Origin of the sequence: Mammaliicoccus sciuri (genome assembly GCF_002901825.1) — a bacterium.
GTDB lineage: Bacteria > Bacillota > Bacilli > Staphylococcales > Staphylococcaceae > Mammaliicoccus > Mammaliicoccus sciuri.
The window spans coordinates 285,072-311,852 of sequence record NZ_PPQD01000017.1; the positions used below are offsets into that span (position 1 = coordinate 285,072).

Annotated in this window: 28 protein-coding genes; 22 read left to right on the forward strand and 6 right to left on the reverse strand. The window is 32.2% G+C overall.

Features of this window, described 5'->3' with window-relative positions; genetic code table 11:
• Positions 1 to 267: 267 nt before the first annotated feature.
• The 7 genes from cyoE to CD035_RS03875 all read left to right on the forward strand — a co-directional run bounded on the left by cyoE (position 268) and on the right by CD035_RS03875 (position 6,795).
• Positions 268 to 1,194 carry a heme o synthase gene (cyoE, locus tag CD035_RS03845; RefSeq protein ID WP_078104452.1) on the forward strand — a complete coding sequence of 309 codons (927 nt, stop codon included), beginning with the start codon at positions 268 to 270 and terminating at the stop codon, positions 1,192 to 1,194.
• A gap of 38 nt (positions 1,195 to 1,232) precedes the next feature.
• Complete coding sequence (gene coxB, locus CD035_RS03850; RefSeq protein ID WP_037587457.1) at positions 1,233 to 2,300, forward strand: cytochrome c oxidase subunit II; 1,068 nt, start codon at positions 1,233 to 1,235, stop codon at positions 2,298 to 2,300.
• 23 nt (positions 2,301 to 2,323) lie between these two features.
• Positions 2,324 to 4,225, forward strand: a complete 1,902-nt coding sequence (gene ctaD, locus CD035_RS03855) for a cytochrome c oxidase subunit I (RefSeq protein ID WP_048542273.1) — start codon at positions 2,324 to 2,326, stop codon at positions 4,223 to 4,225.
• Positions 4,225 to 4,854: a cytochrome c oxidase subunit 3 gene (locus CD035_RS03860; protein ID WP_048542275.1), complete on the forward strand. Its 630-nt coding sequence runs from the start codon at positions 4,225 to 4,227 to the stop codon at positions 4,852 to 4,854. The genes ctaD and CD035_RS03860 overlap by 1 nt, the downstream gene beginning before the upstream one ends.
• A gap of 1 nt (position 4,855) precedes the next feature.
• Complete coding sequence (locus tag CD035_RS03865) at positions 4,856 to 5,209, forward strand: cytochrome C oxidase subunit IV family protein (protein WP_048542277.1); 354 nt, start codon at positions 4,856 to 4,858, stop codon at positions 5,207 to 5,209.
• A gap of 159 nt (positions 5,210 to 5,368) precedes the next feature.
• Positions 5,369 to 6,322: a cytochrome c oxidase assembly factor CtaG gene (gene ctaG, locus CD035_RS03870; protein WP_048542279.1), complete on the forward strand. Its 954-nt coding sequence runs from the start codon at positions 5,369 to 5,371 to the stop codon at positions 6,320 to 6,322.
• Between the two features lie 11 nt (positions 6,323 to 6,333).
• The gene (locus CD035_RS03875) at positions 6,334 to 6,795 is read left to right on the forward strand and encodes a DUF420 domain-containing protein (RefSeq protein WP_037587463.1); all 462 of its coding nucleotides are present in this window, start codon (positions 6,334 to 6,336) and stop codon (positions 6,793 to 6,795) included.
• Between the two features lie 51 nt (positions 6,796 to 6,846).
• On the opposite strand, the gene ytvI is transcribed toward CD035_RS03875, so the two are convergent.
• Together ytvI and CD035_RS03885 are read right to left on the reverse strand one after the other, a co-directional pair.
• Positions 6,847 to 7,893, reverse strand: a complete 1,047-nt coding sequence (gene ytvI / locus CD035_RS03880) for a sporulation integral membrane protein YtvI (RefSeq protein WP_048542280.1) — start codon at positions 7,891 to 7,893, stop codon at positions 6,847 to 6,849.
• Positions 7,894 to 7,973: 80 nt separating this feature from the next.
• Entirely contained in the window at positions 7,974 to 8,345 is a 372-nt protein-coding gene (locus CD035_RS03885) for a YugN family protein (protein ID WP_048542283.1), read from the reverse strand.
• Between the two features lie 168 nt (positions 8,346 to 8,513).
• On the opposite strand from CD035_RS03885, the gene CD035_RS03890 reads away from it, so the two are divergent.
• The gene (locus tag CD035_RS03890; protein ID WP_048542285.1) at positions 8,514 to 9,581 is read left to right on the forward strand and encodes a CAP-associated domain-containing protein; all 1,068 of its coding nucleotides are present in this window, start codon (positions 8,514 to 8,516) and stop codon (positions 9,579 to 9,581) included.
• A gap of 14 nt (positions 9,582 to 9,595) precedes the next feature.
• Positions 9,596 to 10,036 (forward strand): YlbF/YmcA family competence regulator, encoded by a 441-nt coding sequence (locus CD035_RS03895; protein WP_048542287.1) that lies wholly within the window; start codon positions 9,596 to 9,598, stop codon positions 10,034 to 10,036.
• Positions 10,037 to 10,086: 50 nt separating this feature from the next.
• Here the strand turns inward: CD035_RS03895 and CD035_RS03900 are convergent, their stop codons facing one another.
• A complete protein-coding gene (locus tag CD035_RS03900; protein WP_048542289.1) occupies positions 10,087 to 11,001 on the reverse strand; it encodes a glycerophosphodiester phosphodiesterase in 915 nt (304 codons plus the stop codon).
• A 158-nt stretch (positions 11,002 to 11,159) separates the two neighbouring features.
• Between CD035_RS03900 and CD035_RS03905 the strand changes: the two genes are divergently transcribed.
• Positions 11,160 to 11,426, forward strand: a complete 267-nt coding sequence (locus CD035_RS03905) for a DUF2129 domain-containing protein (protein WP_037587474.1) — start codon at positions 11,160 to 11,162, stop codon at positions 11,424 to 11,426.
• Here CD035_RS03905 and CD035_RS03910 read toward each other — a convergent pair whose 3' ends face one another.
• Positions 11,427 to 11,816, reverse strand: a complete 390-nt coding sequence (locus CD035_RS03910) for a DUF7147 family protein (protein WP_025904643.1) — start codon at positions 11,814 to 11,816, stop codon at positions 11,427 to 11,429.
• Between the two features lie 81 nt (positions 11,817 to 11,897).
• Between CD035_RS03910 and rsmD the strand changes: the two genes are divergently transcribed.
• A complete protein-coding gene (gene rsmD / locus CD035_RS03915) occupies positions 11,898 to 12,452 on the forward strand; it encodes a 16S rRNA (guanine(966)-N(2))-methyltransferase RsmD (RefSeq protein WP_048542292.1) in 555 nt (184 codons plus the stop codon).
• Positions 12,445 to 12,939 carry a pantetheine-phosphate adenylyltransferase gene (gene coaD, locus CD035_RS03920; protein WP_037587476.1) on the forward strand — a complete coding sequence of 165 codons (495 nt, stop codon included), beginning with the start codon at positions 12,445 to 12,447 and terminating at the stop codon, positions 12,937 to 12,939. The genes rsmD and coaD overlap by 8 nt, the downstream gene beginning before the upstream one ends.
• Before the next feature lie 19 nt (positions 12,940 to 12,958).
• On the opposite strand, the gene CD035_RS03925 is transcribed toward coaD, so the two are convergent.
• The gene (locus CD035_RS03925) at positions 12,959 to 14,104 is read right to left on the reverse strand and encodes a nucleotidyltransferase (protein ID WP_048542294.1); all 1,146 of its coding nucleotides are present in this window, start codon (positions 14,102 to 14,104) and stop codon (positions 12,959 to 12,961) included.
• Between the two features lie 125 nt (positions 14,105 to 14,229).
• Between CD035_RS03925 and CD035_RS03930 the strand changes: the two genes are divergently transcribed.
• The 5 genes from CD035_RS03930 (at position 14,230) to pheT (ending at position 19,609) form a co-directional block, all read left to right on the forward strand.
• Positions 14,230 to 14,772, forward strand: a complete 543-nt coding sequence (locus tag CD035_RS03930; protein ID WP_025904639.1) for a YceD family protein — start codon at positions 14,230 to 14,232, stop codon at positions 14,770 to 14,772.
• Between the two features lie 38 nt (positions 14,773 to 14,810).
• On the forward strand, positions 14,811 to 14,984 hold the full coding sequence (gene rpmF, locus CD035_RS03935) for a 50S ribosomal protein L32 (protein WP_025904638.1): 174 nt from the start codon (positions 14,811 to 14,813) through the stop codon (positions 14,982 to 14,984).
• Positions 14,985 to 15,106: 122 nt separating this feature from the next.
• On the forward strand, positions 15,107 to 15,847 hold the full coding sequence (locus CD035_RS03940) for a TrmH family RNA methyltransferase (protein WP_048542295.1): 741 nt from the start codon (positions 15,107 to 15,109) through the stop codon (positions 15,845 to 15,847).
• A 298-nt stretch (positions 15,848 to 16,145) separates the two neighbouring features.
• Positions 16,146 to 17,204, forward strand: coding sequence for a phenylalanine--tRNA ligase subunit alpha (gene pheS / locus CD035_RS03945; protein ID WP_048542297.1), 1,059 nt, complete (start codon positions 16,146 to 16,148; stop codon positions 17,202 to 17,204).
• Positions 17,204 to 19,609, forward strand: a complete 2,406-nt coding sequence (gene pheT / locus CD035_RS03950; protein ID WP_048542298.1) for a phenylalanine--tRNA ligase subunit beta — start codon at positions 17,204 to 17,206, stop codon at positions 19,607 to 19,609. Before pheS ends, pheT begins: the two co-directional genes overlap by 1 nt.
• A gap of 175 nt (positions 19,610 to 19,784) precedes the next feature.
• Here the strand turns inward: pheT and rnhC are convergent, their stop codons facing one another.
• The gene (rnhC, locus tag CD035_RS03955; RefSeq protein ID WP_048542300.1) at positions 19,785 to 20,711 is read right to left on the reverse strand and encodes a ribonuclease HIII; all 927 of its coding nucleotides are present in this window, start codon (positions 20,709 to 20,711) and stop codon (positions 19,785 to 19,787) included.
• 177 nt (positions 20,712 to 20,888) lie between these two features.
• Between rnhC and zapA the strand changes: the two genes are divergently transcribed.
• The 5 genes from zapA to CD035_RS03980 all read left to right on the forward strand — a co-directional run bounded on the left by zapA (position 20,889) and on the right by CD035_RS03980 (position 26,692).
• Positions 20,889 to 21,161: a cell division protein ZapA gene (gene zapA / locus CD035_RS03960; RefSeq protein ID WP_025904633.1), complete on the forward strand. Its 273-nt coding sequence runs from the start codon at positions 20,889 to 20,891 to the stop codon at positions 21,159 to 21,161.
• The gene (locus tag CD035_RS03965; protein ID WP_048542302.1) at positions 21,158 to 21,685 is read left to right on the forward strand and encodes a CvpA family protein; all 528 of its coding nucleotides are present in this window, start codon (positions 21,158 to 21,160) and stop codon (positions 21,683 to 21,685) included. The genes zapA and CD035_RS03965 overlap by 4 nt, the downstream gene beginning before the upstream one ends.
• A gap of 61 nt (positions 21,686 to 21,746) precedes the next feature.
• Positions 21,747 to 23,450, forward strand: coding sequence for a DNA polymerase/3'-5' exonuclease PolX (polX, locus tag CD035_RS03970; protein ID WP_048542304.1), 1,704 nt, complete (start codon positions 21,747 to 21,749; stop codon positions 23,448 to 23,450).
• Between the two features lie 26 nt (positions 23,451 to 23,476).
• Entirely contained in the window at positions 23,477 to 25,825 is a 2,349-nt protein-coding gene (locus tag CD035_RS03975) for an endonuclease MutS2 (RefSeq protein ID WP_048542305.1), read from the forward strand.
• A gap of 120 nt (positions 25,826 to 25,945) precedes the next feature.
• The gene (locus CD035_RS03980) at positions 25,946 to 26,692 is read left to right on the forward strand and encodes an enoyl-CoA hydratase/isomerase family protein (RefSeq protein ID WP_048542307.1); all 747 of its coding nucleotides are present in this window, start codon (positions 25,946 to 25,948) and stop codon (positions 26,690 to 26,692) included.
• Positions 26,693 to 26,781: the final 89 nt, after the last annotated feature.

A 26,781-nucleotide genomic window follows, 5' to 3' on the forward strand; every position in this document is an offset into this window, starting at 1 on the left:
ACCTTATTTATATGTCAAAATATGATAGAATTTAAGAGAACAACGTATTAACAATTATTCTTACTTTAATACGATTCTAATTTAAACACTAATATCTATAGTATAACAATGAATGTGCATTGTAAATGTTACACAATAATGACTTTTTATGCGAACAAACGATAAGTAATAAAATGTCAAAATTTTGTTTCAAAAATGTATAGATTATGTGACAATTTTCATATATCATTGAGTTATATGTGAAAGATAATGGAAGGAGGGACAAAATTGCAACAAAATCAATATAGTGTGACTTCTGAGAAAGAAATTGAAACTGGACGTCTCACTTTGTATGAAATTAAAGCCATCATTAAAATGGGTCTTGTTCAAGGAAATCTGATCCCAACATTTGCGGGTGCGTGGCTTGCAATAGTATTTGGTGGATTTAACTTCTTCCACAGTTTACCGGTTGTTCTATTAATGATGGTAGGATCAACCCTTATTATGGGCGGAGCATGTGCTATAAACAATTATTACGACCAAGATATCGATTCTATCATGCCTTCTAAACAAAAGAGACCTACAGTAAATGGACGTATTAGTAATCGCCACTTAATTCAATTAAGTTTCGGATTAATGGTTGTGGGTGAAATTTTATTATTCATGATAAATATTCCAACTGGCATAATTGGATTACTTGGTATATTTGGATATGTTGTACTTTACTCAATATGGTCAAAAAGACATACTGTTTGGAATACAGTTGTAGGAAGTTTTCCAGGTGCAATACCGCCGTTAATTGGTTGGGCGAGTATTGATCCATCATTAAGCCCATTAGCATGGACACTATTCTTAGTGTTATTTGCATGGCAACCTGCTCATTTTTATGCTTTAGCTTATCGTCGTAAAGATGAATATACCTTAGCTAATATACCAATGTTACCGTCAGTCAAAAGCTTTAATAGAACGCGTTTAAGTATGTTGTTTTGGGTAGTTCTTTTATTACCGATACCGTTCTTAATGACACAACTTGGTACAGTGTTCGTTGTTATTGCAACACTGCTCAATTTAGCATGGATGTTATTAGCTTTATATGGATTTAAAAAAGAAATAAACAAATCAAAATGGGCTACGAGTATGTTTGTTTTTTCTTTAAATTATCTTGTTATTTTCTTTGTCATGACAGTTATCGTAACTGTTATACAATTAATATAATTAATTATGAATGAATGCATGAAAGAGGGGTTAAACGAATGAAGACACGTTTAAAAAACACGAAAATGTTCGGTTTGCTTGCTACTTTGCTGTTTGTATTAGCAGGTTGTGGACAAAAACATTTATCAGTTCTTCACCCAGCTGGTGAAGTTGCTGATAAACAATTCTTTTTACTAATGCTTTCAATAGGCATTATGTTGCTAGTTATTGTTGTAGTTGTTGTTATATTCTTATTTGCAATGATTAAATTCCGTCGTAAAAAGTTAGGTGAAGATTATGTACCTAAAGACGTTGAAGGAAATCATAAATTAGAATTGGTTTGGACAATCATCCCAATTATTTTACTTATTATTCTAGCAATTCCTACTGTTATGCTTACGTTCTCACTTGGAGATACTAAAGCAATCGATAAAGTAGATGAAAAAGGTAAAAGTAAAGAACTTGTTATTGATGTAACTGCTAACCTTTATTGGTGGGAGTTTAGTTATCCAAATGAAAAAATTGTTACCAGCCAAGAACTGGTTGTACCAACAGATAAAAAAGTTTACTTCAGATTACATTCAGCTGATGTTAAACACTCATTCTGGGTACCAGCAGTTGGAGGGAAATTGGATACAAACGTAGAAGGTATTAATAAATTCTACTTAAAATTCGATGATAAAAGAGCTAAAGAAGTCAAAAATCTATTCTATGGTAAGTGTGCTGAGTTATGTGGACCATCACATGCTTTAATGGACTTTAAAGTGAAAGCCCTACCACAAGATGATTTTGATAAATGGGTTAAAGATATGAAAGATGTTAAAAAACCTGTAGCCGCTACTTCTAGTCAAGCTAAAGAGGGCGAAAAGGTATTTAACAAATCATGTGCAGGATGTCACGCTGTTACACCAACTGGAGATGGAGCTAAAGGTCCTAACTTAACAAACTTTGGTGATCGTGATTTAATTGCAGGTTACTTAAAACATGATGAAGAAAATCTTAAAAAATGGATTAAAGACCCAGAAAGCGTTAAACCTGGTAATAAGATGACTGGTCAATATAAAGTTTCTGATGAAGACATTGACGCTTTATCTGCCTACTTAATGGAAAGAAAAGTTGATAAGTAAGAATTGAAAGGGAGGTTACTCTAGTGTCTACTCAAAGTAAAAAGGGGTTTGGATCGACTATTTGGGACTATTTAACAACAGTCGACCACAAAAAAATTGCTATTTTGTATTTAATTGCTGGGGGATTATTCTTTGCTATCGGTGGTATCGAAGCAATGTTAATTCGTATCCAGTTAGCAGTTCCAGAAAACGACTTTGTTACAGCTGGACTGTTTAATGAAATTATCACAATGCATGGTACAACGATGATATTCTTAGCCGCAATGCCTTTATTATTCGGTTATATGAACGCAGTTGTTCCATTACAAATTGGTGCACGAGATGTTGCATTTCCATTCTTAAATGCATTAGGTTTCTGGTTATTCTTCTTTGGTGGAATATTCTTAAACTTATCTTGGATTTTAGGTGGAGCGCCTAACGCAGGTTGGACATCTTATGCAAGTTTATCTTTAGAATCGGCAGGGCATGGTATTAACTTCTATGCTCTAGGGCTACAAATTTCTGGTGCTGGTACATTAATTGCTGGTATTAACTTTGTAGCTACAATCGTTAACATGAGAGCACCTGGTATGACGTATATGCGTATGCCACTAATGACTTGGACAACATTTGTTGCTTCTACATTAATCGTATTTGCATTCCCACCATTAACTATCGGTATTTTCTTATTAATATTCGATAGAATGTTTGGTACATCATTCTTTGTTGCTTCTCAAGGTGGTAACACAATTATTTGGGAACATTTATTCTGGATCTTTGGACACCCAGAAGTTTATATTTTAGTATTACCAGCGTTTGGTATATTCTCTGAAATTATACCTGTATTCGCTAGAAAACGTTTATTTGGTTATTCAGCGATGGTATTCGCTACAGTATTAATCGGTTTCTTAGGATTCATGGTTTGGGCTCACCACATGTTCACTGTAGGTTTAGGTCCAGTAGCTAACGCGATTTTCGCTGTTGCAACAATGGCAATTGCTGTTCCGACGGGTGTGAAAATATTCAACTGGTTACTGACTGTATGGGGCGGTAGCGTAGAATTCACAACACCAATGTTATATGCATTATTCTTTATTCCATCATTCGTAATGGGTGGTGTAACAGGTGTCATGCAAGCATCAGCACCAGCTGACTATCAATTACATGACTCATACTTTATCGTTGCTCACTTCCACTACGTAATTGTTGGTGGTGTAGTATTCGCTTTATTAGCTGGTTTACATTATTGGTTCCCGCTAATAGCTGGTAAAATGTTAAGTGAAAAATTAGGTAAAGTAACATTCTGGTTATTCTTTATCGGTTTCCATTTAACATTCTTAATTCAACATTTCTTAGGACTATGGGGTATGCCACGTCGAGTATTTACATACTTACCTGGTCAAGGATATGACATACCAAACTTAGTATCAACAATTGGTGCACTCTTCATGGCAGTAGCTGTTATTACTGAAGTTATCAATGTAATCATGACATTGGCTAAAGGTGAAAAAGTTGGAAAAGATGCTTGGGGAGACGGTCGTACTTTAGAATGGGCATTACCTGTACCAACACCTCATTATAACTTTGCACAAACACCATTAGTTCGTGGACTAGATGCATTATGGATTGAAAAAACACAAGGCGACGGAAAAATTCTTCCAGCTGAATCTTTAGATGAGATTCATATGCCAAACAATTCATTTATTCCATTCATGCAAGCGTTCGGTTTATTCGTAGCAGCATTTGGTGCTATGTATTTTGCAGATGGTAAAGAATGGGCTCTAGATGCAGTTAAAGATTTACATGAAAAACCATGGGCAGTTTATGTATTGATTCTTGGTTTAGGTATTACTGCAGGAAGTATGATTGTGAGATCACTTAAAGATGATCATGGTCACCATATTTCTAAAGAAGAGTTATTAGAGTATGAAAGGGGTGAGCGTTAATGTCACATGAAGAAGCAAAATTTACAGCTGACAATTGGCCAAACCATCCTGAAACAGCATCTATGGAAGGTAAGAATAAACTCGTAGGATTTTGGGTGTTCTTAGGTGGAGAGGTTGCATTATTCGCATCACTATTCGCTACTTACTTAGCATTAAAAGATGCTGTGCCAAGTGAAGATCATTTATTAGCTAAAGATTTATTCCATTTACCATTAGCGTTCGTAATGACAATGTTATTATTAACATCATCTCTAACAAGTGTATATGCTTTATACCATATGCGTAATTTCAATGCTAAAGGATTATTCCTTTGGATTGGTATTACAATACTGTTAGGATTAGGATTCTTAGGATTAGAAATTTATGAATTCGTAGAGTATGTACATCAAGGTCATACATTCCGTTCAAGTGCGTTTGGTAGTGCCTTCTACTTCTTGGTAGGAACACACGGATTCCACGTACTTATAGGACTAGTATGGTTAACATTACTCATCTTCCGTAATAGAGGTAGAGGATTAAGTATTTATAATGCACATAAATTTAATACTGCTGCTTTATATTGGCACTTCATTGACGTTGTATGGGTGTTTATCTTTACAGTAGTATACTTGATGGGAGCGTTAGGATAATATGAGTCAACAAATAAATCATGACGCACAAGCACTTAGAGAGTATAGAAAGCGTAAAAGTACAAAAGAAATGCGTATGCAAGTTACAAACTTTGCTATTATGATTTTTGTTACTTTTGTTGCTTTCGCATTAGTTGCTGCTGAACTTCCTAAAGAGTTCGTTATTCCAGTTATTTTAGGATTAGCAGTACTACAAGTTGTATTACAATTCTATTATTTCATGCATATGAAAGCTGAAAAACATGGCATATCAAAATTATTCATGATTACGGGTGTATTCTTTGGATTATCGTTCGTCGTAACGTTTATTTACATCGTATGGTTAGGCGATCCGTTATTCGTAAAAACGAAATAATTTATAAAAGACTCGAGAACTTTGTTATATAAGTTCTCGAGTCTTTTTATCTTTCATAATTGGTCATATCATTGTCATAACTATTTACATTGTTGGGTTGTTTAACGGTGGATTAAATTTTATAATGAAAGTAATGACTAAGTGGGGAAGTGTAAAGAGATGGGTAACTTAACCTCAATATCTATATTCGGTTTTTGGGCAAACTGGACGCCATTCTTCTTTGTAGGCGTATTATGTGTAATAATCTTATACTTTTTAATTTGTGGAAAATGGTATAAAGATATACCAGGTGGAAGACCTTTAAGAAAAGGTGAAGCAACACTTTTCGTTATCTTAATGTTAACGATATACTTTTTAGAAGGTGGACCTATTGATCTGCTTTCACACATCATTTTTAGTTTCCATATGTTGCAAATGGCTTTGTTATTTTTAATTGTAGTTCCGTTACTGTATTTTGCTATCCCAGAGTACATCATCAAATATGTAGAAGAGCTACCCGTAATTAATAAGATTGTTCAATTATTTACAAAGCCGATATTAGCAATTTTTCTTTTTAACGGTTTATTCTCTGTATATCATATACCACTTGTGTTAGATACTTTAAAACAAGATCTTGTTTTGCATGAGTTATATACGATTATTTTATTCATTAGTGCATGGTTTATGTGGCATCCAATATTTAATAAACATATTCCTGAAGAATTGCACATGAGTAATATTAAGAAAATCTTATATATCTTCTTTATCGGTGTACTGTTAACACCTTCATGTGGACTTATCATATTTAGTGGAACTGCAATGTATGAAACATACACATCAGGTAAAGCATGGCTTGGTGCGATGACTTTATGTGTACCTGCTGATACGTTAAATACAGTCGTACAAGGAACAGGGTTATCTGGTCCAGAATACTTTACGAATTTCACACCTTTAGAAGATCAGCAAACAGGTGGCGTCATCATGAAAGTTATGCAAGAAATCGTGTTTGGTATTTATTTATATATCATTTTCATGAGATGGTTTAGATATGAGAGGAAAAATGAAAAGCAAATCACTGAAGATAGCTTGAGAAAATTACAAGAGCAAAAAGCATTATATAATCAATTTAGATAGGATGTATGAAAATGAATTTACCAATTTTACCGACAATAAGTACAACTTTCATCGTATTAAGCGCAATTTTAGTTGCTATTGGATGGTACTTTATTGCACAACGAAAAATTGAAACACATAAAAAATTTATGATATCTGCTGCAGTTGCTGCAGTCGTATTCTTTACCATTTATGCTAGTAGAACAGTATTTATTGGAAATACTTCATTTGGTGGACCGGATAATATTAAAATTTATTATACAATTTTCTTGATTTTCCATATAACGCTAGCGACTGTCGGGGCAGTGATGGGGATCTATACGATTTATTTAGGTTGGACGAATAAACTTGATAGACACCGTAAATTTGGGCCAGTAACATCTATTATTTGGTTCTGTACAGCTATTACAGGTGTTGCCGTTTATTTATTATTATATGTGTTCTATCACGGTGGAGATACAACATCTATGATAAAAGCAATTTTAGGACATTAAATTAAAACCTCTCAATCTGCTTATAACGGATTGAGAGGTTTTTTGCTCATATTATATTTTAAAGTCTGTTTTGATAAGACCAGATTCTAGTATCGTTTTGATGACGATTAAGAATAATGGTCCGATAAAGAATCCAATAAAGCCGAGTAATTTTAAACCGATAAACATGGATATTAAAGTGGGTAATGGAGATAAACCGACACCCGTACCGAATATTTTAGGTTCTAATATTTTTCTTTGAACGAGTAAAATAACAGATAGAATAATCAGTTGGATACCGAGTGTCGAATCTCCAACTATATATGCGTAGATTGCCCACGGAATTGTAAAACCTGTCGCACCAATAATCGGTAAGATGTCTATAAACCATATAAATAAACTGATGACAAACGCTGAGTCAACGCCGATAATCAGTAGACCAACATAAGTAAATAACCAAGTTATAAAGCTTAATACAACAGTAGCAGATATCATCCCGATAATAGAATGACCTATTTTATTGTATATTTTATAAACTTCATGATAAGTCGACGGATAAAGATGTTGCTTTATAAATTTATGAATATTAGGTATTTCTAGCATAAATAAGAATAATGCTACAAGAAATACAACAAGGCTTATAATGAAACCTGGTAAAGAAGATACAACTTCTGTTATATTTTCAACACTTAAATAATTTGCGATTGAATCTCTCAATGAAGCAACAAAATTCTGTAGTTCTTTGTTGATTGTTACTGCCATTTCATCGGGTAATATAGCTTTCATTTTGTCGTTATATTGTTCAATTACAGTGATGAGAATATTAATTTTATTAGGTAAATCTTTAATAAATAGTACAATCTGGTCTATTAATTTTGTTAAAAATAAAAATATAATAAATCCTGTTATTGTGAGGAGTAACGTATAAATAATCGTAACGCTCCATTTTCGACTTTTAATTTTATGTGCTAATTTATTAACAAGTGGGTTGAGCGCTAATGCGATAACAAGTGCTGTTATTAAAGGAATTGATATCGGTAAAATGAAATAAATAAATAGAATAGATAAAACTATAATGATGAATATGCTTATGTTTCGTTTGTTTATCCATTTTTTCATAATGATAACCTCTTTGCTCATTTATATAAAAATAAAGAGACGTGAAATATCACGTCTCTACTCTGTTAGTATTATTTTAATTAATGCGTACCTAATGTATTTAATGCATTAATATCTGATGTGATACGTTCAATTAGTAAGTTACAATGTGCAACTAAATTATCTGGGTAAACTTCATCATCTCCATATTCTACACCTGTTGGATAATAGTGTTTACCGAGATATGGATCCATTAATTGAATTGTTGCGTTATTGGCACCGATGTCCCCTTTAAGTGCATAACCAGGAATTCTTAGGTAATAGACGCCTTCACTTATTTCATATTTAAAATCATAAGTGATACGTTCATAATCCCAATGTCCTCCAGCAATAAAACCATGTTTATTCATAACATCTTTTAATAGCTCTTGTTCTATGATAACCTTTTCAAGACCTGTATTATCAAATACCATGTATTTTTCCTCCCTCTAAGTACCTTTAAGTTTATTTTATGATAAAAGCGCCAATGTTGCAATGTACATTTATATTTAACAAATATGACAACATTTCGATTGATTTAGGTAAATGTTTTCCTGTAAAATGATATAATTGAATATAGGAATAAATGAGGAGGTAAATAGTTGAAAAATATTATCATAAAAGTTGTAGCAATAACTATTTTAATCATTGTACTCTTTTATTTATTCTATTCACCTAAATTAGAATTTGATGTTTTAAAGAATCCTAACTACTCTCATGATAAAGCAAATGAGAATTATTATGAGCAGCAAGCTGAAAAATCAACTGGTAATGCAAAGTTGAAAGAAGGCGTAGGTACATATGTCTATAAAAATATTAAAGAAGTCATAAATGATTTAGGACAACCAGATAGGGTATATAAGGCAGAGCACGGTCGAAAGAATTATGTCTTCAAAAATAAAGAGCATTATTATTTAATATCTACTAAAAATGATAAAGTCTCTTCAGTATTTGCTACAGGAAATAAAGTGAATGTTTCACCGATTAAAATGAAACAAGATGCAACAAAGATTTTCAATGGTACAAATATAGATATGGAACCAGTTATTGAAAGTACATATGGAAAATATCAATTAGAGTTATCTGAACGTGATATTAAGACACAATTACTGATTAAATATGGTAATGTTTATACACAGGTCTTAATTGATAGTGAAACAAATGAAGTTATGGGTGTACAGTTTATGGATTCAGATGTTGTTATTGAAAATGCACCTTTTTCAATGTCTAAAATAAATGGTGATAAAGATAACAAACTAAAGAGAACAGATAAACAAGACTTTCAAGCTCATATAAATAAAGATTTATCACTTCTTGAAATCGTTAATGAAATTAGAGAGATGAAAGATGTCAAACCATTACAGATTAATGATCAACTTACGTATATAACACAAATGGAAGCAGATTTAATTGAAGATGATATCAATGAGGAAGAAGCAGTTAAATCATTAGAAGATGGCATTACAAAACATATCAATAATCAAAAGATTGAATATGAATCCATTAACCAAAATTTAGCTTACAATTTCTATGATGTACCAACACTTATCAATAGCTGGTTAAACAACAACACCTATAGAGAAAAGTTATTAGGTAGTCAATATGATGAATTTGGTGCTGGTAATTCTCGCGAATACTATTCACTTGTTTTCAAAGAAAATAAAGAATAAGGGGGAATCATATTATGTTTACTGCAGAAACAGTTGATATACTTGATCAATCAGATGAATTAAGCGCATGTATTAAGGATTCATATATTTATCAAGAATATCTCGAAGCAAAACATCAACTTGAAACAAATTTTGAAGTTAAAATATTAAGGCAAAAATTTGATCAAATTAAATCACATTATGATGATTGTTTAAGATTTGGTAGATATCATCCTGATTACAATAGAGTAATGAAAGAAACAAGACAACAAAAGAGAGCATATGAAATGCATCCAGTTGTTTCTGAATTTAAGACTAAAGAAACTGCGTTACAAGATTTATTAGATGAAGTGATTAGCATTGTTTCTTATTCAGTTTCAAGCAATGTTAAAGTGGATACGGGTAATCCATTCTTTAGTAGCGAATCACACGGTGGCGGTTGTTCTACTGGTGGATCTTGTGGCTGTTCAACATAACATAAAAAAAGCTTTCCATTTGTCATTAGACAGATGGAAAGCTTTTTAAATTAGTAGTGTTTTTTAATTAAGAAGTGCGCAGTATCTGGGCGATCAGTTACAATCGTATGTGCACCTTTTTGGATTAAATCGTCCATTGTATCGATTTGATTTACAACCCAATAAGCAACAGATATATTAAGTGATGTTAAAAATTGAATGAAACCTTCAGAGTCTAACGGAAGACCTTTAGCTTGTGTTGGTATTTGGAATGTATCAGATTTAGGTTGATACGTATGACCATATCCTGATTGATAAGCTAAGAAAGCTTTTGCTACTTCGCTTTGTCCTGTCCCCAACGCAATAGAATCTTGAGCATATAAATTAAAGCGATCAATTTGTTCATCATAGAAACTCGTAATATTAACACGATCTTCAGCTTTAAGTTCTGTAATTAAACGGTATAAGTGAGAAGGTGCTAAACTACCGCTATATGACTCAGGATGATCTTTAATATCTATATTTACTAAGACATCTGGATATTCAGTTAATAGCTCTTTTAAAGTGACGATTTTAGCTTTTGCATCTCCTCTATAAGGATGCTCGTTATTAATATCTTTGAAGTGGTAACCGAAATCTAATTGGCGTAGTTCTTCTAATGTATGATCACCTATATACCCTGAACCGTTACTTGTACGATCAACAGTGTTGTCATGTGTTACGACAAGTACTTCATCTTTAGTAAGTCGAACGTCTACTTCAAATCCAGTTACTTCGTATTTTAGTGCATGATCAAAAGCTAAGCGTGTATGTTCTGGTCTTAACGCCATGCCCCCACGATGAGCGAATACATAAGGAGCTGGTTGTGTAAAGAATGGTTTAATCGTACGTGGTTTAACGTTTGATGTTGCTTTTGTCACAATCCAAGAACCTGCAACAATGCCTCCGATAAGACCTGTTGTTTTTAATAAATTAATTTTTGACATGTTATCCTATCCTTTCGAAATGCAAATAAAGACTTATATATATTCTATCAAATTGATTTAAGATAAGAAAGCAAGTCACTTACGCTTGAAGTTATCTTCTTTCATCATTTTATAGAAAGTGCTAATATAAAAATAAAAAGCGTTAGGAGGTTATTTTGATGGAATTAGTAGAACGAATAAGTATTGTCGTATATTTAAAAAATATGAAACACGAACGACAATTACGCAAGTTTGGTAATATATACTTTGCACATAGAAAAGAACAATACGTCATGTTATATACAAATGAAGATAAAATAGATGACACTGTTCAACATTTAATGAAACTAAAATATGTTAAAGATGTAAAAGTCTCACCATTTAAATATGTTAAAAGAGATTACTCTAATTCGAATACGGACAAAAAAGAGTATTTAAACTTTTAACTATTGAAGCGGTGGCAAGTATCTTTCAAGTCTTAATACACCTTTTAAATAGGCGAAGTAAAGTTCATCTTCAGCGAAATCAGCACGAGATTTAACATCTAGACCTTTAACTTGTATGTGATATGCATTTGCCCATTCATTGATTAAATCAAACTTCTTATTTGAATCAGGGTAAGGATATTTAATACCTTCCATTATCATGTAAATCGCTTGGAAATGTTGACCTTTAGTAGGCTTCATAATGATACAAGCTGAAGATAGTTTCTCCTTAGATAATGGTGTATGTAACATAATAATGTCGGAAATACGTTCATGGTTATATTCGATTAACGTTTGAAATTCAAATAAATCAGTTAGACCATGACCGATGACGATAAATGATTGTTTCATTTTTATAAACCTCGTTTTCGTTTAAATACTATATGGATAAGTATAAATAATAATTAATAATAAAGAAAGTGATGATTAACATTGAGAGTAATAGGTGGAAAATACAAGAGACTTCATATAAAAACAATAGATGGTCAATCAACGAGACCGACAACAGATAAAGTGAAAGAGAATATCTTTAATGGCCTTCAAGATTTAGAAGGTATTGGGTTAGATTTGTTTGCTGGCAGCGGTGGACTTGGTATCGAAGGATTATCTAGAGGTTTAGATAAAGTGATTTTTGTGGACGGTAATTTCAAAGCGACTAAAATGATAAAAGAAAATTTAAATACATTACATATATCTGAAACTCAATACGAAGTTTATAAAAATGATGCAATTAGAGCGTTAAAAGCTTTAAATAAGCGCGCCATTAAGTTTGATTATATATTTCTAGATCCACCTTATAGGAAATCGCTTATAGATCAATCATTAGAAAAAATTCAGGCGTTTGACTTATTAAATGTAAATGGTACAATAATTTGCGAATTTGATAAAAGTGAAGACATAGATACGGGTGCGTTTAAAGTTCTTAAAAAGTATGAATATGGACTGACGCATGTTATGTTGCTAACAAAAGGAGAAGACAATGACTAAGAGAATAGCAGTTGTTCCAGGTAGCTTTGATCCAATAACATTAGGACATATTGATATTATTAAGCGTAGTGCTAAAATTTTTGATGAGATTCATGTTTCTGTATTGAAAAATGGTTCTAAAAAAGGCTTATTTAGTACAGAAGAGCGTGTTGAATTGATTAAAGAAGCGGTACAAGATGTACCAAACATAGTGGTTCATTCATTTCATGGTTTACTTGTAGACTTTTGTAAAGAAATAAATGCTAACACGATTGTAAGAGGATTAAGAGCTGTTAGTGACTTTGAGTATGAAATGCAATTGACATCTATGAATAAAAAATTAGATGACGACATTGAAACATTATATATGATGACAAATAATCATTATTCATTTATAAGTTCGAGTGTTGTGAAAGAAGTTGCTCAATTTGACGGCGATATTTCGGAATTTGTTCCTGAAAATGTGAATAAAGCATTGAAAGAAAAAATTAAAAATAAAGAGTCATAATAAAAAACGCATGCATATGTCATGCGTTTTTTATTATGACTGGTTTATTAAAATCAGTATCAGAATCACCTGAAATATATTGATATAAATCTGTTGCTTTTATTTCATTTGTGAAGTGAATAGCAGTTTGTTTATTAACATTTGTGACGATAGGTAATGGACATTCATCTTTAATAGATTTTAAATAAGCTTGTCCTTTTTTAGACATTGCAAGTACACGTATCGCAGTTGGATTATAATCAGAAACTTGTTCATTCGTAACGTTTAACAAAATTGCGGTTAACAAGCGTTGTATTCTTGTCCACGTATATCTTTTAGATTTGAGTTTTTGTACAAACATTTCAAAGTTCATACTATCTTTAATTTCTTTTTTTACTTTGAATTCTAATCCTTCAGTCATCATATATATGTTTCTCAATTCTTCATGAGTAGCTCTTAATAATGTCCATTTTAAAAATGGGAAAAAGTGATCCCAGTTGACTGCATGAGCGTGCTTTAATATATTTGAACTTGTTGTCGGTAAACTTAATTGATATGTATCGTCATGTTTGAAATAGGCGTTACGTATAGAAGTCGCACTTGAAATGTGTGTCGTTTCGTTTAAGTGAGCATCTAAATACATATTGTCTTTTCTTTTAATTGTTGTCGGTTCTATTGCTAAGTTATGTTGCATAATATGTTTCACATATTCAATTGCGAGTAAATTATTTGAACCTTTAAGCATTTGATTATGAGGTATTAATTCTGAAATGATTCTAGGATGTGATTTACCTTCTTTAAGCATTTGCTTATATTTATCACTTTTAGATACTTGGTCTATTTCGTGTATGACCTTTTTAATATCATCAATATTTCCTGATTCACTACCGAAAGATAATGTGTTACATCCAAGTTGTTCTGCTATTTGAACGCTGCCTTTAGCAAATAAATCACCAGATGATATGGCATATACAAGAGGCAATTCAATGACTAAATCTACATATTGAATAGCCATTTCAGCCCGCTTGAACTTACTTAAAATTGCTGGTTCTCCACGCATTGTAAAAGAACCACTCATAATAGAAATAGCAACATCACTTTCTGTTAATTTTCTAGAAGATTCTGCGTGATATACATGCCCATTATGAAATGGATTATATTCTGTTATTAAAGCAACACTTTTCATTTGCATTTCCTCCCATTTCACTTCATCATAAGTATTGTATCAGATAATGAATGTTAAGAAAAAATCTTGACAAACATTGTCGTTAAGGTTACAATAATTTTTGTGTTTGTAAGAGGTGAACCCAGATGAAGTGGTCAATAACACAACTTAAAAAATACCAAAACGAACCATTTACTTTTGATAAAGAAATCGATATGAAATACCTTATTGATAGGGTAGATGAACTTATCGATATATCTCCAATAAAAGTAACAGGAGACGTTCAAGTGCGAATGCATGAGATAATTGTCAATCTTGACATTAATGGTGTATTGACGTTACCATGTGCCCGTACTTTAAAGCCAGTAGAGCTACCATTTGATACTACATCAGTAGAAATATTTGAGCTAGATGAATTTAGTGAAAGTAATAATGATGATGACGAATTGAGACATAAACTCGAAGGCGGCATGATTAATTTATTACCAATCATTGAAGAACTTGTTATTTTAGAGAAACCGTTACAAGTATTCTCTGAAGGTAGCGAAGATATTTCAATGGCAGGCGATGGTTGGGAAGTTATTGGCGAAGATCAAATTGAGTCAACCGAAGATTCAGAACAAGAAACTGAAAAGAAAGTTGATCCAAGACTTCAAAAATTACAACAATTCTTCGATGACGAAAAATAATCGGAAAAGTGTTTATAAAATTTAAGGAGGAATAAGACATGGCAGTTCCAGCTAGAAGAACTTCAAAAACAGCTAAAAGAAAACGTCGTACGCATTTCAAAATCTCAGTACCAGGTATGGTAGAATGTTCAAACTGTGGAGAAATGAAATTATCTCACCGTGTATGTAAAGCATGTGGATCATACAAGGGTAAAGAAGTCGTTTCTAAATAATAATTAATATTTAAACACCTAAACTAAGGTGCTTAAGACTGTCATCAATGTCTTTGACTTTGTTGGCAGTCTTTTTTCGTTTATAATAATTTTATATCATAATGAGAAGATGAGGCGTTACTATGGAAGAAATTACTTCAGTTCAAAATAATAAAATTAAACAAATGAATAAATTAAAAAAGAAAAAAGAACGTGTTAAACAAGGACAATTTCTTATTGAAGGCTTTCATTTAATCGAAGAAGCTTATCATAGTCAACTGACTATCGTTACGTTATTAGCAGTAGATTATGCAAGAGTTGATGAGAAAATTGTTGAATATGCAAAGGAAGCATACGTCATTAATTTTAAAGTAGCGGAATCATTATCAGACACAACGACACCTCAAGGTATATTTGCGGTTGTTGAGATGCCTACATATGAAACGAGTAATTTTAAGCAAGTCCTTGTATTAGATAGAGTTCAAGATCCAGGTAATATGGGCGCATTGATTCGTAACGCTGACGCTGCAGGTATGGACGCTGTTGTTTATTCAAAAGGTAGTGCAGATCCGTATCAAGATAAAGTATTACGTGCTTCACAAGGTAGTGTCTTTCATTTACCAGTTGTTGAGGAAGATATATTTGAATTTATGGAACAATTTGATGGCGAAACTTATGGAACAAGTCTTCAAAATGCAGTTGAATATCGAGAAGTAAAAAGTCATTCAAACTTTGCATTAATTATGGGTAATGAGGGGGCAGGCGTTGATTCAGCAATACTTGAACAAACGACCAAGAATCTTCATATACCGCTATATGGCAAAGCTGAAAGTTTAAATGTCGCTGTTTCTTGTGGTATCTTGCTTTATCATTTGAAAGGTTGACCAATTATATAATATTTAATATAATGATTTCATAATCAATATGAGCTAACAAAAGGACGTAAATTAATGTTTACACATGACAAGGGAATGGATTCGAGACTGAAAAATCCTATGTTGTAACTTAATTTTTTTCATCTTTTTAGCTACTTAAAGAAATTTAAGTCGGAATGTAGATCCGTTATCAACATATAAGTGTATGCATAACTATGTATAAATTTGGGTGGTACCACGGAAGACTTCGTCCCTCTATATTTGAGGAGGCGAAGTCTTTTTTTTCGACCAAAATAGGAGGATATATATGTCATTACGAGAAAAGTTATCTGAATTAAGACAAGATGCGCTTGTAAGAATTAATGAAGCAAAAGCAGAAAGATCATTACAAGACGTGAAAGTAAATTATTTAGGTAAAAAAGGCGTTATTACAGGCCTTATGAAAGAAATGAAAGAATTACCTAAAGAAGAAAGACCAGAATTCGGTCAACTTGTGAACGAAGTACGTAAAGCTGTTGAGAAAGAAATCGAATCTAAACAAGTACTTTTAGAAGAGGAAGCATTAAACCAACAATTAGAGAATGAAACAATCGATGTAACGTTACCTGGTAGAAAAGTAAGTTTAGGTGCGAAACATCCACTAACTAAAATCAATGAAGATTTAGAAGATTTATTTATTGGTTTAGGTTATGAAATCGTTGAAGGTTATGAAGTAGAATCTGACTATTATAACTTTGAAGCACTTAATTTACCAAAGTCTCATCCAGCGCGTGATATGCAAGATACTTTTTATATTTCAGAAGAAATCTTAATGCGTACACATACATCACCTGTACAAGCGAGAACTTTAGAAAAACGTAATGGTGTTGGACCAGTTAAAATTATCTGTCCAGGTAAAGTTTACCGTAGAGACTCTGATGATGCGACACACAGTCATCAATTCACACAAATTGAAGGTTTAGTCGTAGCTGAAAATATCAAAATGAGTGACTTAAAAGGAACATTAGAATTATTAGCACGTAAATTATTTGGTAAAGATCGTGAAATTAGGTTAAGACCAAGTTTCTTCCCATTCACTGAACCGTCAGTCGAAGTAGATGTGTCATGTTTCAAATGTAAAGGTAAAGGATGTAACGTTTGTAAACAAACAGGTTGGATAGAAGTTCTTGGTTCAGGAATGGTACATCCAAATGTATTAGAAATGGCAGGATTTGATTCAAATAAATATTCTGGATTTGCTTTTGGTTTAGGACCAGACAGAATGGCAATGTTGAAATATGGAATTGAAGATATTAGACATTTCTATACAAATGACGTGAGATTTTTAGAACAATTTAAGCCTGTAGAAGATGGTGGTGAAGCATAATGTTAGTAAGTAAAGAGTGGTTAAGTGAATATATAAATATAGATGCTAATACTGAAGATTTAGCTGAGAAAATTACAAGAAGTGGTATTGAAGTTGATAGTGTTACACATTATGGAGACGATATTAAAAAATTAGTCGTTGGATATGTGCTTTCTAAAGAAAAACATCCAGAAGCAGATAAACTGAATATTTGTAAAGTGGATGTAGGTGAAGAAGACCCCGTACAAATCGTTTGCGGTGCACCAAATGTAGATAAAGATCAATATGTCATCGTTGTAAGAGTAGGTGGCCGTTTACCTGGTGGCGTTAAAATTAAAAGAGCTAAATTACGTGGTGAAGTATCAGAAGGTATGATTTGTTCATTACAAGAAATAGGTATCGATGCAAATGTGATGCCTAAAAAATATGCAGATGGCATTTACGTCTTCTCAAACGAACCAACGCCTGGTAGTGATGCACTAGAAGCATTATTATTAAATGACGATGTATTAGACTTTGATTTGACACCAAATAGAGCAGACTGTTTAAGTATGCTTGGTGCTGCGCATGAAGTAAGTGCATTATATGGCAATGACATACAATACCCAAATACTTCTTTAGATGAATCTGAAGAACAAGCTAGTCAATCATTATCAGTGACTGTTCAAGATCAAGAAGGTGTTCCATTTTATGCAGCGAGAGTTGTTAAGAATGTAACAATTGCTGCATCACCATCATGGATGCAGTCTAGATTAATGAAAGCTGGCATCCGTCCAATTAACAACGTGGTAGATGTTTCGAATTACGTACTTTTAGAGTATGGTCAACCGTTACACATGTTTGATCAAGATCAAATTGGGTCAGATCAAATTGTTGCACGTTACGCACATGAAAATGAAAAAATCACGACATTAGATAATGTTGAGAGAGAACTACTAACTTCAGACCTCGTTATAACAAACGGTGAAGAACCAATTGCAATCGCTGGTGTAATGGGTGGCGATTTCTCAGAAGTTACAGAAAACACTCAAAATGTCGTAATCGAAAGCGCATTATTTAATGCTACAAATGTTAGACAAACATCAAGACGATTAGGCTTAAGAAGTGAAGCTTCAAGCAGATTCGAAAAAGGTATTGCGAGTGAAAGAGTACTTGATGCTTTAGATAGAGCAGCAAAATTATTACAAGATATTGCTGGTGGAACTGTGTTAAGCGAAGTAGTATCAGACGGTACTTTACCAGAATTGTCTCGTACGATAGACATTACGACACAAGATGTTAACCAATTAATCGGTTTCGATCTTTCTACAGATGAAATTAATACAATATTTAATCGTTTAGGATTTGAAACGATTGTATCTGAAGATGCCTTTAAAGTAGAAGTGCCATCAAGAAGAAATGATATTTCGATTAAAGCGGACTTAATCGAAGAGGTTGCGCGTATTTATGGATATGATCAATTACCTTCGACATTGCCAAACTTTGATAATGCAACTGCTGGCTATTTAACCGATAACCAATTGAAGACACGAAAAGTTAAAGAAATTCTTGAAGGTGCTGGATTAGACCAAGCGATTACGTATTCATTAGTTCGTAAAGATATCGCTCAAAACTATACTATAGAACAACAAGAAGTTGTAGAACTTATGATGCCTATGAGTGAAGATCAAGCTGTATTACGTCAAAGTTTATTACCTAGACTTGTTGACGCTACACGTTATAATGTAGCACGTAAAAATAAAAACGTTGCTTTATATGAACTTGGTAAAGTGTTCTATAGTAACGGAAAAGATCAATTACCAACAGAAATTGAATTTTTAAGTGGTATTTTAACAGGACAATATACAGGTAACAAATGGCAACAAAAAGATGAGCCAGTTGATTTCTTCTTAGTAAAAGGTATTGTAGAACGTATTGCAGAACAATTAAATTTAACGTTCACATATGAAGCGACGACATTAGACTTATTACATCCAGGTAGAACAGCATACGTTAAATTAAATGAAGAAGTTGTTGGTTTAATAGCAGAGCTACATCCTAAAGTTGAAAAAGAAAACGACTTAGACCGCACTTATGTGTTTGAATTAAACTTCACAAAAATCTTAAAACAACCTGTCGGCAAAATTGAATACGAAGCTATTCCAAAATTCCCAGGAGTTTCAAGAGATATTGCACTTGTTGTTAACACAGAAGTTACGGCAGCTACACTTATTCATACAATCAATGAAAATGGTGCAGATATATTAAATCACGTAGAAGTATTTGACGTTTATGAAGGTGAACATATGGAACCAGGCAAGAAATCGGTCGCAATTCGCTTAGATTATTTAGACGTTAATGAAACACTAACAGAAGATAAAGTTTCAGCAGTACATGAGCAAATCTTAACAGCATTAGAACAAAATGGTGCTACATTAAGATCATAAGAGATATAAATAAAAAACACAGCAATCTGAAGATTCATATCAGGTTGCTGTGTTTTTATATTATTTTTTTCTTTTGTTTGTTGAATTTGTAAGTTGTTTACCGATAAACCAAATTAAATAGCAAATAATGATTAGGGCAAGAATGACTTGCCAACTGAATGTGATAAGTAACATATTAATTTCTCCTTTTTCGATTAATAAGGTCTAATACTTTATCTCTATTTTTAAAATGTGTTTTCGTAATTTTATCTAACTGTTGCATGTCATATTTTTGGACGATTTTTGCTGCTTCTAGATCTACTTTATTACTTGCACCTTTAGGAATAATGACATTTAAAGATTTTGCTAATTGATCCATGTGTTTAACAAATGCATATCTTGCGATAATACTTGCTGCTGCAATTGCGATTGATTTTGATTCACCTTTTGTTTCAAAGTGTGTAATGTCTTTACGTGGCATTTGACCAATAATATATCGCTCATATGTGCTTGCTTGCACGAACTGATCAATCACAATTTGTTCTAATTCTTGTTCGTCTATTCGTGAGATGACATTTTTAATAGCTTGATTGTGAAGGACTGCTTTCATCTTAACTTGGCTCCAACCTTCTGATTGCTTTGTATTGTAGTTGGGATTATCAAGTACAATTAGAGAATGAGGGCATATTTGTATTATTTGTTCAGCTAGTTCTACAATTTTAGGGTCAGTTAAAGACTTGGAGTCCATCACACCAATTTCTTTTAAAATTTTAGCGTTTTGTTTAGATACGTATGCTGCACATACTGTGAGTGGTCCAAAATAATCGCCACTTCCTGCTTCATCACTACCAATTGTATTATGTATATCAAATTCATATTTTTTTGTAACAGTTGTTGCTTTAGATGGTGATGATGTAATGTTTTGTTTAAGTACTTCACTTGCTACTTGTTCTGCATCTTTACCTTGAAACATTATTTTTTTTGAACGGTATATTTGGACTTGTGTACTTTTTATTTTCTTGCGGGCTAAAGTGCCAGTTGGTAAGTTCTTTGTTTCCATATTATATTGTTTTATAAGTTGATTGATTGTATTGGAGTCAATTGTTTTTACGATGTTTGCCACTTTTAAGTCCTGCCTTTTTAATTTTTTCTATAAATAGAGTAGCATAAATTTATGATATAAACGAATTTTCTCAAATCAAGTTGGTGGATATTCATACACAAATGAACTTATGTCATGTATAATATAGTATGATTACATATATAGAAATCCATTTATAATTTGAACAGGGGTAGTATAATGAGTGAAAATAAAAATAGAGTGACAGTGGTTATAAATGATCAACATTATACAATTATTGGTGAAGACGATCCATCACATATTCGATATGTAGCTGGTAGAGTGGATGAAAAGTTGCAAGCGCTCGGGCAATTAAATGCAGGCTTGGATACAACGCGTAAATCTGTTCTTACAGCTGTTAATGTTATGCATGAATATGTTAAATTAGAAGAAGAAAATGAAAAGTTAAGAGAAGAAATCAAACAATTAAAAAATAAAGGACATTTAGAATGATAACATTACTTATATTTTTATGTTTAATTATAGGTGTCATCATTGGATATAGACGTAGTTTAGTATTACAATCATTACATTCTATCGGCACGATTAGTTCATTGGTGATTGCCAGCATTTGTTACGCACCATTTAGCAAGCAATTGCATTTAATATTACCTTACCCGAGTGCGTCTACAGAAGGTAAGAATGCAATATTTAATAATATTAACAATGAGAATGCATTTTATAATATTATGGCGATTCTCATTTTATTTGTTTTCACTAAAATAATTTTACAAATTGTAGCAACAGTATTTGATTTTTATCATCAAATGGAATTTGGCGGTAAATATGCAAGGTACTTTGGTATCGTACTTGGATTTATAGAAGCGTATTTAGTTGTGATTATCATATTAGCAGCATTTGCAGTTATTCCTGTAGCACCTTTTATAGATGCATTGCAACAGTCTTCTATTGGAAATGCAGTATTAACAAAGACACCATTCTTATCTGAACAATTAGTAAAATGGCTTTCAAATTAAATGAATTCATATTGAAAAAAGTCATGGGAGAACCTATGACTTTTTTTACGGAGGAATAGACATGTTAACAAAAAAAGATATCGTAAAAATGTTAGAAACAATTGCAATATACATGGAAATTAAAGGTGAGAATCCATTTAAAGTATCCGCATACAGAAAAGCGAGTCAATCATTAGAAACAGATGAAAGAACGTTAAATGAAATTGAAGATGTGACATCTTTAAAAGGAATTGGTAAAGGTGTAGGCGATGTCATAAATGAATATATAGATAATGGGACACAAAGTTATTTAGATGAGTTAAAACAAGAAATTCCAGAAGGACTCATTCCATTACTAAAAATACCTGGATTAGGTAGTAAAAAAATAGCGAAATTATATAAAGAATTAGATATAAAAAATAAAGAAGATTTAATCAAAGCGTGTGAAAATAATCAAGTGTCTGAATTACCAGGCTTTGCGAAAAAGACTGAACAAAAACTTCTTGAAGAAGCAAAAGTGTTAGGTCAACGACCTGAAAAATATTCAATCAATACTATGATTAAAGCACATGAAGTTATTAATCAATTTTTAGATAATATTGAAGACATTAATCAATATCAAGTTGCAGGTAGTTTCAGAAGAATGAAAGAAATGAGCAAAGACTTAGATTATATTATTTCGACTGAAGAACCTACAAACGTACAACAAGCTCTGCTCGAGTTTCCAGATATTAAAGAACAAATTGCTGTTGGACAAACGAAAGTTTCACTAGATTTACAAATTGAAGATGATGTTATTGGTGTTGATTTTAGACTGATTCAACCAGAAGCTTTCTATCATACATTGCAACATTTTACAGGTTCAAAAGATCATAATATTAAAATTAGACAACTTGCTAAACAAAAAAATGAAAAAGTAAGTGAGTACGGCATAGAAGAAGCAAATGGTAACATTATTACTTATCAAAGTGAAAAGGAAATTTATGATCATTTTAACGTGTCATATATACCACCAACAATGCGTGAGGATGGTACAGAATTTGATAAAGATATTCAAGATATCATTCAGTTAGAAGATATTAACGGTGATATTCATATGCATACAACTTATAGTGATGGTGCTTTTAAACTTGAAGAAATGATTGAAGCGGCAATTGAACGTCAATATCAATTTATTTGTATTACAGACCATTCTAGAAGTTTAGCAGTAGCAAATGGATTATCTATTGAACGTTTATTGGAACAAAACGAAAAAATTAAAAAACTGAATGAATCGTATAAAGAAATCGATATTTATAGTGGTACAGAAATGGATATTAAACCAGATGGTAGTTTAGATTATCCAGATGACGTATTGAAAGAATTAGATTATGTTATTGCAGCAATTCATCAAAGTTTCAATCAATCTGAAGAAGAAATTATGAATAGACTTAGAACTGCATGTGAAAATCAATATGTGAGACATATTGCACATCCGACAGGTAGAATTATTGGTAGAAGAGAAGGATACCGTCCTAATATTGATGAACTTATTAAAATGGCAAGAGAAACTAATACAGTATTAGAACTGAATGCTAATCCACAACGATTAGATTTAAACGCTGACGTATTAAAAAATAATCCTGACCTAATGATTACAATCAATACAGATGCCCATCATATTGATCATTTTGATTTCATGAAATATGGTGTTGGGACGGCTCAAAAAGGTTGGGTTAAAAAATCACAAGTGATTAATGCTAAATCACGTGAAGCATTTAAAAAATGGATCCAATTAACAAAATAAAGTATTAAAAGAAGAGGGAAGATAATATGAATGAGAAAACATTAAAAGTTCTTGAATATCCCTTAATTATTCAACAATTGTCTACTCATGCGACAAGTGATATTGCTGAACGTATTATTAACGAACTTAAACCAAGTGATGAACTTGAAACAGTTCAGCAAAGCATAAATGAAACAGACGAAATGACTCAAATTTATAATAAACATAGAGTACCTGGTTATTCAGGCCTAAAAGATATTAAGTCTTATGTGAGACGTGCAGAAATTGGCAGTTTGTTAAACGTTGAAGAATTAAACCAAATTAAACGTAATATTCAAGTTCAAAATAGATTCAAAACATTTTACGCAAGTATCGTTGATGAAGATGAAGCAATCCTTTATCCAAATATCGATGGTTATGTAGCGCAATTGCCAGTTTTAAGTGAATTGCTTAATCAAATAAATGAACAGTGTGACGAACACGATTTGTTTGATACGGCAAGTCCGAAATTAGCTGAATTGAGACATCAAATTAAAAAAACGAACGATCGTATTAAATCGAGATTAGAGCAAATGGTTAGATCTTCAGCTAATCAGAAGAAATTATCGGATTCAATTGTAACGGTTAGAAATGATAGACATGTACTTCCGGTTAAAGCAGAGTATCGTCAAGATTTTAATGGTATCGTACATGATCAATCAGCATCTGGACAAACATTATATATTGAACCAAGTGCAATTGTTGAAATGCATAATCAAATCGCTCAAGTTAAAGCTAAAGAAAAAGAAGAAAAAGATAGATTGTTATATATTCTGACAGAACAAGTTAGCGAAGTAGGCTATGAATTAATTTCAAGCACAGAAGTTATGGGGCATTTAGACTTTGTAACAGCAAAAGCTAAATTTGGTGCAACTATTAAAGCTACTAAACCAATCATATCTGAAGATAGAGCGATATATTTACCTAAAGCAAGACATCCTTTAATTAATCAATCAGAAGTGGTCAGCAATACGATTGAATTTAAAGAAGATATTAATGCTGTTATTATTACAGGTCCTAATACAGGTGGTAAAACAGTTACTTTAAAAACAGTTGGTCTAATCACGTTAATGGCACAATCTGGTTTGTTAATTCCTACATTAGATGGCGCAATTATAACGATATTTAAGAAAGTATTTTGTGACATTGGTGATGAACAATCTATTGAACAATCGTTATCGACGTTTTCATCACATATGAAAAATATCGTCAATATTATTGATCAAGCGGATAAAGACTCATTAATATTATTTGATGAATTAGGAGCAGGGACTGATCCTAGTGAAGGTGCAGCATTAGCAATGAGTATTTTAGATTATACGATTGAAAGAGATGCTTTAATCATGGCTACAACACATTACCCTGAACTTAAAGCATATAGCTATAATCGAGAGAAAGTGATGAATGCGAGTGTTGAATTTGACGTTGAAACTTTAAGACCAACTTATAAATTATTAATGGGCATACCAGGACGTTCAAACGCATTTGAAATTTCTAAAAAATTAGGGCTTAAAAATGAACTCATCAATCATGCAAAATCACTGATTGGTCAAGATGAAAAAGAAATCAATGTCATGATAGAATCACTTGAGAAAAATGCTAAATCTGTTGAAAATGATCGTATTGAAGTTGAAAAATTAAAACAAGAATCTATAGACTTGCATCAATCATTAACACAGGAATTACAACGATTTGAAAACTTCAAAACACAATTGATGGATGAAGCGAGAAATAAAGCCAATCAAGAAGTTAAACAGAAGACTGAAGAAGCGGAAACAATCCTTCAAGAACTTAGAGATATGCGAGATAATTCAGCTGCAAATGTAAAAGAGCATGAACTCATTGAGCGAAAGAAACGACTTGATAATCAATATACATCTCAATCTCTGAAACAAAATGTTAAGAAAGAACGTCACGATAAGATTGAAAAAGGTGATGACGTTAAAGTATTATCATACGGTCAAAAAGGTGAAGTTATCGATGTAATCAGCGATGAAGAAGTAGTAGTTCAGATGGGTATACTAAAAATGAAAATAGAAGTAAAAGATTTAGAAAAACTAGATAAAAAGAAACAACAACCAAGTAAGGTTGTTCCTAGAACGAATCGATCTACTATAAAAATGGATTTAGATTTACGTGGTTACCGATATGAAGATGCTATGTTAGAATTAGACCAATATATCGATCAAGCAGTACTTTCTAATTACGGTACAGTAAACATTATTCATGGTAAAGGTACAGGTGCATTACAAAAAGGTGTAGCTGACCACCTTAAAAAACATCGTTCTGTAGATTCATATCGTACAGGTATGCCTTCAGAAGGTGGATTTGGTGTTACAGTTGTAACATTGAAATAAGGAGGAGACATATTGGATAATTTTGATATGTATAAACTAGCTAAAGTATTACTCGTTATTTCTGCTTTAACATTTATAGCAGGTATTGCATACTTAATATTTTTATAAGGAGGAATTTTCTTGATAAATACAAATGTTGAAAACCACGTTCTTTATATACAATTAAATCATGGCCCGGTAAATGCTTTAAATGAGGCAGTATTAAATAGCATTATTGAAGCAATTGAAACAGAAGGATTCGATGAAGATGTGAAAGTCATCGTTATAAAGGGTAATGAAAAATGTTTCTCTGCAGGTGCAGATATTAAATCATTCCCAGAACTAACTAAACATGAAAGATTAGATTTAGCTTCTACAAGTGCTAAATTATTTAGATTGATTAAGACATGTCATAAGCCAGTTATTAGTTCAATTCATGGTGTTTGTTTAGGTGGTGGCTTTGAACTTGCTTTAGCATGTGATATGAGACTAATTACGAAAGATACGAAAGTAGGTTTACCTGAAATTAACTTAGGTATATTCCCAGGCTTTGGTGGTGTTAGACGATTATCAGCTATGGTAGGTCAACATAAAGCATTACAAGCTGCGTTAACAGGTGAGAATATCAATTTAGATGAAGTTAAACATTTATTTAATGAAATAGTAGAAGATAAAGAAGCACTAGAACAGGCTACTGAAAAATTAGCTAATACTATCGCTTCTAAATCTTTAGACTCTATTAAAGTCATCAAGCAAATGTCTAATTTAGATTTATCATTAGAAAGTGATCAAATTGAAGAAAGGCATTTCGTTGATATTATTGAAAGTGACAATGCAAAAGAAGGTATTGATGCATTTATGAACAAAAGAAAACCTGAATTTAAGTGATTGCTAATATAGTTCATATCAAGTACAATACACTTTGAGCAAACAACATGCATTGCAAAATAAAGCGTGCTATACTCTCATTATCATAA